The sequence below is a fragment of the uncultured Granulicatella sp. genome, from assembly GCF_963545075.1.
Lineage (GTDB): Bacteria > Bacillota > Bacilli > Lactobacillales > Aerococcaceae > Granulicatella.
The window spans coordinates 1-11,524 of record NZ_CAUUHX010000054.1; the positions used below are offsets into that span (position 1 = coordinate 1).

The following is an 11,524-nucleotide window of genomic DNA, read 5'->3' on the forward strand; positions in this document are numbered from 1 at the left end:
AAATCAAACAAATGTTCGTATGTTAGATTGTTTTCTTTTTATCCAAATAATGGTATGATAAATAGGTAGATATTGAATGTTAGAAAGGAAGTCTGATATGTTAGATCCTAAAAAAATTGAAAGAATCAATGAATTAGCTCGTAAGAAGAAAACAGTTGGATTAACTCAAGCAGAGCAAGATGAACAATTGTTATTACGTCAAGAATATTTAGAAGCATTCCGTGGAGGAATGAGAAATCATATTGAAGGCTTAAAAGTAGTTGATGAAGAAGGAAACGATGTAACTCCTGAAAAATTGAAACAAATTCAACGAGAAAAAGGATTACATAATCGTAACGCAGAGTAAATATTTCATTAAATTAAGAAATAAATAAATTTATCATTTGAATAGGAGTGTTAATATGTTTGATAAAGTAGATCAATTAGCAGTAGATACGATTCGTACAATGAGTGTGGATGCCATTCAAGCCGCAAATTCTGGACATCCAGGTTTACCAATTGGTGCTGCTCCAATGGCTTATGTATTATGGTCAAAATATTTAAAAGTAAATCCAAAAGAATCTAAGTGGGTTGATCGTGATCGCTTTGTTTTATCAGGTGGACATGGTTCAGCACTCTTATATTCATTATTACATCTTTCTGGATATCAAGTATCGATTGAAGATGTAAAACATTTCCGTCAATTTAATAGTAAAACTCCAGGTCACCCTGAAGTTGGTCATACTGATGGGGTTGAAGCAACAACTGGACCTTTAGGACAAGGATTTGCCAATGGTGTTGGAATGGCAATGGCAGAAGCGCATCTTGCTGCAACTTATAATCGTCCAGGATTTCCAATTGTAGATCACCATACTTATGTGATGTGTGGAGATGGAGACTTAATGGAAGGTGTTTCTTATGAAGCAACTTCTCTAGCAGGTACTTTAAAATTAAATAAATTAATTGTCTTATACGATTCAAATGACATTACATTAGATGGCGAATTATCAAAATCATTTAATGAAAGTGTAAAAGACCGTTTTATCGCTCAAGGTTGGAATTATATTCGTGTTGAAGATGGAAATGACTTAGATGAAATCGCAGAAGCGATTGAAGAAGCGCAAGGTGAAACTGAAAAACCAACTTTAATCGAAGTGAAAACAATTATTGGATATGGTGCTCCAAATCAAGGAACAAACAAAATTCATGGAACTCCTTTAGGAGAAGAAGGCATTAAAATCATGAAACAAAATTATGGATGGAATTATGCCCCGTTTGAAGTTCCTGAAGAAGTAGCTCATCGATTTGATAAATTATTAGTGCAAACAGGTGAACACGATTACCAAGAATGGCAAGAATTGTTTGAAGCTTATCGTAAAGAGTATCCTGAACTAGCAAAACAATTCGAAGAAAGTTTCTCGCAAAAATGGGATTTAGACTGGAAAGAAATTTTACCCAAATATGAATTTGGCACTCCAGCGAAAGCTTCTCGTGTAACAAGCCAAGAAGTCATTCAAGAATTAGGAAAACATATTCCATCATTCTGGGGAGGATCAGCTGATTTGTTTTCTTCAAATAATACTATGAATAAAGCAGAGAAGGATTTTGAAGCTAGTAATTATGCTGGACGTAATATTTGGTTTGGTGTACGTGAGTTCTCAATGGGTGCAGCGTTAAATGGTATTTTATTACATGGTGGTACTAGAGGATATATTGGTACATTCTTTGTTTTTGCTGATTATATAAAACCAGCTATGCGTGTAGCTGCACTTTCTAAATTACCAACTATTTATGTTTATACACATGATTCGGTGGCAGTTGGTGAAGATGGTCCGACTCATGAACCAATTGAACAGTTAGCTGCATTCCGTGCAACACCTAATACGAATGTATTTAGACCAGCTGATGGTAATGAAGTAGCTGCTTCTTGGAAAATTGCTTTAGAAGATACAACTAGACCATCTCTATTAGTCTTATCAAGACAAAATCTTCCAGTATTGGAACATTCATTAGACTTAGCCTTTGATGGAGTGGATAAAGGAGCATATGTTGTAAGTCCTCAACAAGGAGAAGTTCCAGAAGGAATTCTGATTGCAACAGGTTCTGAAGTAAGTCTAGCAGTTGAATCCCAAAAAGTATTAAGAGAAATAGGACATGATATTTCAGTTGTTTCAATGCCAGCAATGAACCGATTTGAAGAACAATCAAAAGAATATCAAGAAGCTGTATTACCAAGTTCAGTTCGTAAACGTGTTGCAATTGAAATGGGTGCAAGCCTAGGATGGCATCGTTATGTAGGATTCGATGGGGAATTAGTAACGATTGATAAATTTGGTGCATCCGGTAATGGAAATACTGTAATGAAAGAATATGGATTTACCGTTGAAAATGTAGTAGCAACATATTTGTCATTAAATTAATCAAATAATGAAAAAATACCGACTTCGTTCAAAAGAACCACTTTAGGTTGATGGAAGTCGGTATTTTTTTATTATTGCTACTACTGTTTTCATAAAATAGAGAATAGTTATTAGTTGCAAGCTTATAGAAGATTAGGTACACTGTCATTTGTATATGAATAAAAAGGAGTTAAGGAATGAAAGAGTGGAAACAAGCATTTAAATTATCATTACCAATTTTCTTTGGATATTTATTTTTAGGTATTGCCTTTGCCATTTTAATGGTACAAGATGGTTATTCTGGCTGGTGGGCAATTTTTTCTAGTATTTTTATGTATGCTGGCTCAATGCAATTTGCCATTGTCAGCTTTATGAATGCTGGATTAGGGCTAGGAATGATTGCGATTATGACCTTGCTTATCAATGCTCGTATGATGTTTTACGGTATTAGTTTTATTGAATTATTTAAGCGATTAGGATGGAAAGCTTTCTATTTAATCTTTGCCCTATCAGATGAAACATTTTCTGTTATGGTTGGTATGAAACAAGAGGGAGAAGGAACGTATTCTGATAACGTTCATGTCTACCTTGCCTTTTTAAATCATGTGTACTGGGTATTCGGAACAATGGTTGGAGTTGTTGCAGGTAACTTTATTCCGTTTTCTGCAAAAGGTATTGATTTTTCAATGACAGCATTATTCGTTCTAATTGTGGTCAATCAAATCATGCAAAGTGATCGTTACTATCCATTCTTAATTGGTGGAAGTAGTGCCTTATTCTGGCTAATTGCAGTTGGACCAAAATACTTCTTATTACCAAGTCTAGCTTGTACAGTCATTTTATTAATGATCATTTTTGAAAGAAATATGAAACACAAATTGAAGGAGGAAGTATCTAAATGACACCAATGATGATTTTTTTAAGCATGATGGTTGCAACGATTGTAACATTCGGATTGAGATTATTTCCCTATGTGATGTTCCGTCATCATGATGTATTACCTCCTCGCTTACAATTTATTGCGCAAGTGTTACCTAAAGCAATTATGACGACATTAGTTATTTACTGTGTCAAAGACGTAGCATGGGCACAAGCGCCATTTGGGGCAGCAGAACTCACTAGTATTGCCTGTGTAGTAGTGTTACATTGGTGGAAGCAAAATACTTTACTAAGTATTTTTGTTCCAACAATGATTTATATGATTTTAATTCAAGTTGTATTTGTATAAATAGTTATTGAAAACTCTTGAGGTCTTCCTAAAGACTTTAAGAGTTTTTTTGCGCTCCATTCGAATTTCTTTCAGCAAAACACTACCATTTCAAAACATTTGTTGTTACACTAATAGAAGATGAAATAGAAAGAGGAGTCACATGAAGTTATTATTTGTTGGAGACGTTGTTGGTGCTCCAGGTCGTCAAGCAATTGAAGATTATTTACCAAAATTAAAGAAAAAATATAAACCTCAAGTAACGATTGTTAACGGAGAAAATGCTGCAAATGGAAAGGGCATTACGGAGAAAATTTACAAGCAATTATTACAAGCGGGCGCAGATGTTGTGACATTAGGAAACCATGCTTTTGATAATCGTGATATTTTTGAATTTATTGAGGATGCTAAGAAAATGGTTCGTCCAGCGAATTATCCAGCAGGAGTTCCAGGGCAAGGGATGGTATTTGTCAAATGTAATCAAGTGGAAGTGTGTGTGATTAACTTACAAGGTCGTGTCTTTATGAATACATTAGATGATCCATTCCAAGTGATTCAGTCACTCGTTGAAACAGCTCGTAAGAGAACGCCAATTATTTTTGTAGATTTCCATGCGGAAGTAACTAGTGAAAAGCAAGCAATGGGTTGGTTTTTAGATGGAAAAGTAACAGCTGTCATTGGAACGCATACGCATGTACAAACGAATGATGCCCGTATTTTACCACAGGGAACAGCTGTGATGTGTGATGTGGGAATGACAGGCCCTTATAATGGAATTTTAGGGATGGAAAGAGAAGTGATTATTGGTAAATTTTTAAACCAATTGCCAACTCGATTCGAAGTGTCTGATCCTGATGATGTGCAATTATCTGCTTGTTTTATTGAATGTGATGATGCAACGGGTAAAGTGAAGAAAATTTTACCGATTAAAATTTCACCAGATCAACCATTTATGGAATAGAAAAGGAGACCATTTTACGAATGCCTCAAAAGACGAAGAGAACGCCCATGATGGAACAATATTTTTCAATTAAGGAACAATATCCGGACTGTTTATTGTTTTATCGTTTGGGAGATTTTTATGAATTATTTTATGATGATGCGCTAGAAGCTGCTCGTCTATTAGAAATTACATTAACATGTCGAAATAAAAATGCAGAAGATCCAATTCCGATGTGTGGAGTTCCTCATCATTCTGCTAAAGAATATATTCGAACATTAATTGAATATGGAAAGAAAGTTGCGATTTGTGAGCAATTAGAAGATCCTAAATTTACTAAAGGAATGGTTAAAAGAGATGTTGTCCAAGTTTTAACGCCGGGGACGTATACGGAATATTCTCAACAACATGCGAATAACTATTTAGTAGCATTAAAGCCATTATCGAAAGATTCTTATGCGTTAGGATATGTTGATGTTGCAACAGGGGAATTAAAAGGGACTCGTGTGCAATCAATGGAAGAAGTTCGTAGTGAATGCTCGAGTTTGAAAACGAGAGAATTAGTGAAAGTAGGAGATTTTTCTTCTGAAGCATTAGAAGAAATGTGTTTGTATTTTGATATTTTACAATCTACCTTACAAACTGAAGAGATTCAAAAAGGAAGTTTCGATGCGTTATTAGAAGATATCGAGCAAGAAGATGTCTATGAAGTTCTGGAAGGTTTATTATCTTACTTAGCGAAAACTCAAAAGAAAAGCTTCACTCATTTGCAAAAAGCGAGTTACTATGAACGAGACTTTTACTTATTCATGAACTATGAAGCGAAAAGAAATTTAGAGTTAACAAGTACGATTCGAACTCAGCAAAAACAAGGTTCGCTTTATTGGTTCCTTGATGAAACTCAGACAGCAATGGGAGCTCGTTTATTAAAACAATGGATTGAAAAACCATTAGTGCTTCAAACTGAGATTGAAGAACGACATGATTTAGTTGAAAGTTTGAAGCAACATTATTTTGAACGTATTGATTTTATTGAAGCTTTAAAAGGTGTGTATGATTTAGAGCGCATTGTTGGGAAAGTTTCATTTGGAACAGCCAATGCAAGAGATTTATTACAATTAAAACAAACTTTGGCGAAAGTTCCTGTGTTTAGAGCGATTGCCGATAGTTTGAATCATCCGAAATGGCAAAAGTTAAAACAACAATTACATGCGATTCCAGAATTATATGAACGCATTGAAAGAGCGATTGATGAAGATGCACCAGTCTCTTTATCAGATGGGAATATCATTAAAAAAGGCTATCATGAAACATTAGACCTTTACCGTGAAACAATGGCGCATGGAAAAGAATGGATTGCTCAATTACAACAATCTGAGAGAGAAGCTACAGGAATTAAATCCTTAAAAATTAGTTATAATAAAGTGTTTGGCTATTATATTGAAGTGACAAAAGCGAATCTGTCTCAATTAGATGATAGTCGCTATGAACGAAAACAAACATTGAGTAATGCAGAACGATTTATTACACCTGAATTAAAAGAAAAAGAAGCATTAATTTTAGAAGCGGAAGAGAAATCAAGTTTACTAGAATATGAATTATTTGTAGCTGTTCGTGAAGAAGTGAAAACTTATACGGAGCAATTACAAGAATTGGCAAAAGCAGTTGCTACAATTGATGTACTGCAGTCGTTCAGTACGGTCAGTGAAGCGTATCAATTAGTTAGACCTACGATTTCATTAATGGATCGTTCGTTAGAAATTATCGATGGTCGTCACCCGGTTGTTGAAAAAGTGATGGGACGTTCTAGTTATGTTCCTAATTCGATTCAAATGACGACAGAAGACCATATTTTATTAATTACTGGACCAAATATGTCCGGGAAATCAACGTATATGAGACAGTTGGCACTTTGTGTGATTCTTTCTCAAATCGGGTGTTTTGTTCCTGCGACAAGTGCGAAAATTCCAATTTTTACGAAAATCTTTACACGAATTGGGGCGGCAGATGATTTAATTTCAGGGCAAAGTACTTTCATGGTAGAAATGATGGAAACTAATACAGCACTACGTCAGGCTGATCCAACGAGTTTATTATTATTTGATGAAATCGGAAGAGGAACAGCAACGTATGATGGGATGGCTCTTGCTCATGCCATTATTGGCTATATTCATGAATATTTAACTGCGAAAGTACTATTCTCAACTCATTATCATGAATTAACAGCTTTAAGTGATACGTATAAAGATTTGAAAAATGTTCACGTAGGAGCGATTGAAAAAGATGGGGAAGTAGTCTTTCTTCATAAAATTATGGAAGGACCAGCAGATAAGAGTTACGGAATTCATGTCGCTAAATTAGCTGGATTACCTTCATCGTTATTAAGTCATGCGGAAAATATTTTAACGATTTTAGAAACGAATTCGCAAGCACAGGAAAGTCTCCAAGAAAATACTGAGTTGGAACGTAGAGTGGAAGATGCAGAAAGTAGTGCTACAGTTGAAATTCCACGTGTCGAATCAGAACAATTGGACTTATTTACAAGTAATAATGACCAAGAAGTATTAGAGGAGTTAAAATCCGTTCGAGTGATGAATTTAACGCCACTTCAAGCGTTGCAATTCATCGACCAATGGCAAACAAGACTGAAAGGGTGAGTCTATGGGGAAAATTAAAGAATTAAGTGCTTTATTAACCAACCAGATAGCAGCAGGGGAAGTGATTGAACGTCCGTCATCTGTTGTCAAAGAATTATTGGAAAATGCAGTAGATGCTGGTAGTACAAGAATTGTCATTGAAATTGAAGAAGCAGGATTAAAACTTATTCGAATTACTGATAATGGATCGGGGATGAGTCGTGAAGATGCTGTCTTATCGATTCGACGTCATACGACAAGTAAAATATATTCGCCTGAACAATTATTCCGCATTAAAACATTAGGATTCAGAGGAGAAGCTTTAGCAAGTATTACAGCTGTTTCAAAAGTAACTTTAACGACTTCAACTGGAGAAGACGTAGGAACTCAGTTAAAAGTGGAATCAGGAAATATTGTAGAAGAAACTCAAGTACCTCCGTTAAAAGGAACGACCATTGAAGTTTCAGATTTATTTTATAACACACCTGCTCGTTTGAAATTTGTTCGAACACTGCAAACGGAAATTGCTCATATTACCGATGTTGTGAGTAAAATCTCTCTGAGCCATCCAGAAATTTCAATTATTTTAAGAAATGAAGGAAATGAATTAATTCGAACAGCGGGAAATGGCGACTTACGCCAAGCAATTGCGGGGAATTTAGGCCCTAGTAATGCTCGTAAAATGCTAGCGTTTAGTGGGGAAGATGATGACTTCAAAGTCAGTGGCTATACTTCCTTACCCGAATTAACACGATCCAACAGAAATTATATTTCCATTTTTATCAATGGTCGTTCGATTCGCAATATTGCTATTTCTAAAGCAATTGTTGCAGGTTATGGTTCTACTTTAATGGTGGGACGTTTTCCAATTACAGTGATTGATATTGAAATGGATTTCCAATTAGTCGATGTCAATGTGCATCCAACGAAGCAAGAAGTTCGTATTAGTAAAGAAGTGGAGCTTTCAGCGCTTATTCAAAAAGCGATACATGAGTCAATCCAAGGAGTGCAACGTATTCCTGAATCATTAGAAGATTTACCATTTAAGCGGAAAGTAAAGGATTCTTCACCTGCTCGTCCAGTAGTAGAACAAGAAACATTGAACTTTGACTTAAAACCTGTTCAGCCGTCCATTCGAGTAGAGACTCCGAGTGAGTGGATTCAAGAAGAGGAGACTCCTTCGTATATGAGTGAAGAGGTGAGTTCTGAAGCTTTACCTTTAGAAACTGAAGAGAGTCTATTTGAGAGAGAGCCTTCTGAAAAATTAACAGAAGAAATTCCAGTACAAATAACAGTTCATAACAAAGAGGACTGCGAAGATTGCCGAATCGATTTCCACCAAGAAAAAGCGAATTATTGGAAATTATCACAAGATTTGGATGAAGAGAATTTTGAAACTGATTTTCCAGAATTACATTATTTTGGACAAATGCACGGGACATATTTATTTGCGCAAAATGAAAAAGGTTTATACATGATAGACCAACATGCTGCTCAGGAACGTATTAAGTATGAAATTTTTAAAGTTTCCATTGGAGAAGTAGCGCCTGTCAGTCAATCATTAATGATTCCGATTGTTATGGAATTTTCTAAAAAAGAAGCGTTAAAATTACAAGAGTCCTTAGAAATGATTCGTGAATTTGGTATTGAAATCGAACCATTTGGAACGCATACGTTTCAAATTCAGTCTCATCCTAGTTGGATTAAGCAGGGAGAAGAAAAAGAAATCATTGAGGAAATTATTGATTTAGTTCTCTTGAATCAAAAAGTAACAGTAGCTCAATTAAGAAAGGCAACCGCCATTATGATGAGCTGTAAAGGTTCGATTAAAGCTAATCACCGTCTAACAACGCTTGAAGCAGAACAATTATTAGTGGACTTAGCAAAATGTAAAAATCCATATAATTGTCCTCACGGTAGACCGGTATTAGTTCATTTAAGCAATAAAGATTTGGAAAAATTATTTAAACGAATTCAAGATCCACATCAATCGAAGTGGAAGTTTGAAGATTAGGAGGAAGAAAAATGTCAGATTTTTCAAAAGAAGCATTAAAACAACGATTAACAGAAATTCAATATGAAGTGACACAAAATGAAGCAACAGAACGTCCTTTTTCAGGAGAATATGATGAATTTTTTGAAGAAGGAATTTATGTAGATGTCGTGAGTGGTGAACCATTATTTAGTTCAAAAGATAAATTTGATGCTGGTTGTGGCTGGCCATCATTTTCAAAACCAATTCAAAACACAACTTTAACAGAAAAAGAAGATCATAAACTAAATCGTGTTCGTACAGAAGTTCGTAGTCAAAAAGCAGATTCTCATTTAGGTCATGTATTCCCAGATGGTCCAGAAGAATTAGGTGGATTACGTTATTGTATTAATTCTGCAGCATTAAGATTTATTCCAAAAGCAGATTTAGAAAAAGAAGGATATGGAGAATTTCTTCAATATTTTTAAAGAGAAATGGAGTTAGAAAATGAGTCGTACAGTTTATACTGAATTGACCAATATGTGTATGATTTATGACAAAGAGGGAAATGTTTTAGTACAAGAGAAAAATTTGAGTTATGCACAAGGACTAATCTTTCCTGGTGGTCATGTTGAACCGATGGAATCAATTGTAGATTCAACTATTAGAGAAATTAAAGAAGAAACAGGACTAACGATTAGTCAGTTAGAGTTTTGTGGAATCAAGGATTGGATTCGACCTGATGGAACACGTTATATTGTCTTTTTATACAAGACGAGTCATTATACGGGTGAACTTCGTTCTTCTTCTGAGGGAGATATGTTTTGGATTTCTTTAGAAGATTTGAAGAAGAGAGAACCATTATGGCATTTGGATCAAATGTTAGACATTTTTGAACAAAAGGGACCTACTGAATTGTTTTTCAATTATGGGGATGAGGAGTATATTCCGGAATTGAAGTAGGACAGAATTTTTAGTAGAAACTACGAAAGACTTCCTAAATATAGTAGTAAAGGACGGCAGCAGCCCTGCGGTCTCATGCCTAAATTTCGAGCCTTGGTCTCGAAATTTCATAATCATAGTAGCCGATGTTTCGGCTACTATGATGCATGCTACTATGGGAAGTCTTTCTTCGTTTTACGTAATATGAGAGAGAAGGTAATCACTCTTGATTAACACGTGTAATACGTACTATAATGTTGTTAATAGGAGGTATGAAAATGTTAGTAACTTATCCTGCGTTGTTTTATTATGATGATTCAGATGGTACTAGTGCACTTTACTTTGTACATTTTCCAGATTTTTCAAATATTTCTGGTACTCAAGGAAAAGATATTAGTGATGCATTGGAAATGGCAAGTGAGTGGCTAGGCATGAATATTGCTGATTGTATCGAAAATGATATTGATTTACCTAAGCCATCAGATATAAATTCTTTATCCTTAGTTGAGCATAATCCTTTCAAGGATGATAAAGATATTGAATTAAAATTTGATTCAAAAAAATCATTTATTTCTATGGTAGGTGTAAATATAAATCATTATTTAGGAAATCAAGAACCAGTAAAAAAGACTTTAACGATACCGAGATGGGCTGATAAGTTAGGAAGAGAATTAGGTTTAAATTTTTCTCAAACATTAACGGAAGCAATTGTCGAAAGAAAAATAAACTTTTAGGATTTCCTAAGAGTTTATTTTTTGCGATGAATATGATAGAGTAACAAGAAAGATTTCTAACGTGTTGCTTCTGTACCGTTGAAATATCAAAATCAAAGTACAAAAGCAACCTTCCTTGGCAGGTTTAGCGAAGTTGGTAAAGTAACAGATACCTATTGAATTATTTGACAAATACAACAGATTTTCTTATACTAAATGAGTATTGCCCAGTCAGATAAAAGAATTTTAATCGTAGAGAGGTCTAGTCGGTGAAAATGACCACAAAATTTATGCTCCTGATTGGAATTTTGTAGAAATACAGACGCTTCCCGCGTTATCGGAATGAATGAGGATGAAATGCTGTTTCATTGTAAGCAAGGTGGTACCGCGTGGTAGACGCCCTTGTAACAATGGGGCAGTTTTTATTTTTTTATAATAAACGAAAAGGATGGTAAAGATGAAAAAATTATCTAGTAGTGAAATTCGTCAAATGTATCTTGATTTCTTCCAAGAGAAAGGACATAAGGTACATCCAAGTGCAAGTTTAATTCCTGTGAATGATCCAACATTATTATGGATTAACTCAGGGGTAGCTACTTTGAAAAAATATTTTGATGGAACAGAAACACCTGAAGTTCCAAGAATTACAAATGCTCAAAAGAGTATTCGTACAAACGATATTGAAAATGTAGGTCATACTGCAAGACACCATACATTATTTGAAATGATGGGGAAC

The 11,524-nt window shown here is 34.9% G+C and carries 11 protein-coding genes; all 11 read left to right on the top strand.

Features of this window, described 5'->3' with window-relative positions; genetic code table 11:
* Positions 1 to 97 precede the first annotated feature (97 nt).
* Positions 98 to 346, top strand: coding sequence for a DUF896 family protein (locus RWZ86_RS07255; protein WP_314680939.1), 249 nt, complete (start codon positions 98 to 100; stop codon positions 344 to 346).
* 55 nt (positions 347 to 401) lie between these two features.
* Positions 402 to 2,399 (top strand): transketolase, encoded by a 1,998-nt coding sequence (gene tkt, locus RWZ86_RS07260; RefSeq protein WP_314680941.1) that lies wholly within the window; start codon positions 402 to 404, stop codon positions 2,397 to 2,399.
* A 176-nt stretch (positions 2,400 to 2,575) separates the two neighbouring features.
* Entirely contained in the window at positions 2,576 to 3,280 is a 705-nt protein-coding gene (locus tag RWZ86_RS07265) for an AzlC family ABC transporter permease (RefSeq protein WP_314680945.1), read from the top strand.
* The gene (locus RWZ86_RS07270; protein WP_314680947.1) at positions 3,277 to 3,606 is read left to right on the top strand and encodes an AzlD domain-containing protein; all 330 of its coding nucleotides are present in this window, start codon (positions 3,277 to 3,279) and stop codon (positions 3,604 to 3,606) included. The genes RWZ86_RS07265 and RWZ86_RS07270 overlap by 4 nt, the downstream gene beginning before the upstream one ends.
* A 142-nt stretch (positions 3,607 to 3,748) precedes the next feature.
* A complete protein-coding gene (locus RWZ86_RS07275) occupies positions 3,749 to 4,546 on the top strand; it encodes a TIGR00282 family metallophosphoesterase (protein ID WP_314680949.1) in 798 nt (265 codons plus the stop codon).
* A 20-nt stretch (positions 4,547 to 4,566) separates the two neighbouring features.
* Positions 4,567 to 7,182: a DNA mismatch repair protein MutS gene (gene mutS / locus RWZ86_RS07280; RefSeq protein WP_314680952.1), complete on the top strand. Its 2,616-nt coding sequence runs from the start codon at positions 4,567 to 4,569 to the stop codon at positions 7,180 to 7,182.
* A gap of 4 nt (positions 7,183 to 7,186) precedes the next feature.
* Complete coding sequence (mutL, locus tag RWZ86_RS07285; protein WP_314680954.1) at positions 7,187 to 9,175, top strand: DNA mismatch repair endonuclease MutL; 1,989 nt, start codon at positions 7,187 to 7,189, stop codon at positions 9,173 to 9,175.
* 11 nt (positions 9,176 to 9,186) lie between these two features.
* Positions 9,187 to 9,621, top strand: a complete 435-nt coding sequence (gene msrB / locus RWZ86_RS07290; protein WP_006702836.1) for a peptide-methionine (R)-S-oxide reductase MsrB — start codon at positions 9,187 to 9,189, stop codon at positions 9,619 to 9,621.
* A 19-nt stretch (positions 9,622 to 9,640) separates the two neighbouring features.
* The gene (locus RWZ86_RS07295) at positions 9,641 to 10,096 is read left to right on the top strand and encodes an 8-oxo-dGTP diphosphatase (protein WP_314680956.1); all 456 of its coding nucleotides are present in this window, start codon (positions 9,641 to 9,643) and stop codon (positions 10,094 to 10,096) included.
* 257 nt (positions 10,097 to 10,353) lie between these two features.
* A complete protein-coding gene (locus tag RWZ86_RS07300; RefSeq protein ID WP_314680958.1) occupies positions 10,354 to 10,809 on the top strand; it encodes a type II toxin-antitoxin system HicB family antitoxin in 456 nt (151 codons plus the stop codon).
* 436 nt (positions 10,810 to 11,245) lie between these two features.
* A partial coding sequence (locus tag RWZ86_RS07305; RefSeq protein ID WP_314680961.1) for an alanine--tRNA ligase-related protein occupies positions 11,246 to 11,524 on the top strand: 279 nt, incomplete at its 3' end.

Bases quoted from the DNA above. Each gene is read 5' to 3' on its own strand.
- RWZ86_RS07255 (WP_314680939.1), top strand. From the start codon at position 98: ATGTTAGATCCTAAAAAAATTGAAAGAATCAATGAATTAGCTCGTAAG.
- msrB (WP_006702836.1), top strand. From the start codon at position 9,187: ATGTCAGATTTTTCAAAAGAAGCATTAAAACAACGATTAACAGAAATT.
- mutS (WP_314680952.1), top strand. From the start codon at position 4,567: ATGCCTCAAAAGACGAAGAGAACGCCCATGATGGAACAATATTTTTCA.
- RWZ86_RS07275 (WP_314680949.1), top strand. From the start codon at position 3,749: ATGAAGTTATTATTTGTTGGAGACGTTGTTGGTGCTCCAGGTCGTCAA.
- RWZ86_RS07300 (WP_314680958.1), top strand. From the start codon at position 10,354: ATGTTAGTAACTTATCCTGCGTTGTTTTATTATGATGATTCAGATGGT.
- RWZ86_RS07295 (WP_314680956.1), top strand. From the start codon at position 9,641: ATGAGTCGTACAGTTTATACTGAATTGACCAATATGTGTATGATTTAT.
- tkt (WP_314680941.1), top strand. From the start codon at position 402: ATGTTTGATAAAGTAGATCAATTAGCAGTAGATACGATTCGTACAATG.
- RWZ86_RS07270 (WP_314680947.1), top strand. From the start codon at position 3,277: ATGACACCAATGATGATTTTTTTAAGCATGATGGTTGCAACGATTGTA.
- mutL (WP_314680954.1), top strand. From the start codon at position 7,187: ATGGGGAAAATTAAAGAATTAAGTGCTTTATTAACCAACCAGATAGCA.
- RWZ86_RS07265 (WP_314680945.1), top strand. From the start codon at position 2,576: ATGAAAGAGTGGAAACAAGCATTTAAATTATCATTACCAATTTTCTTT.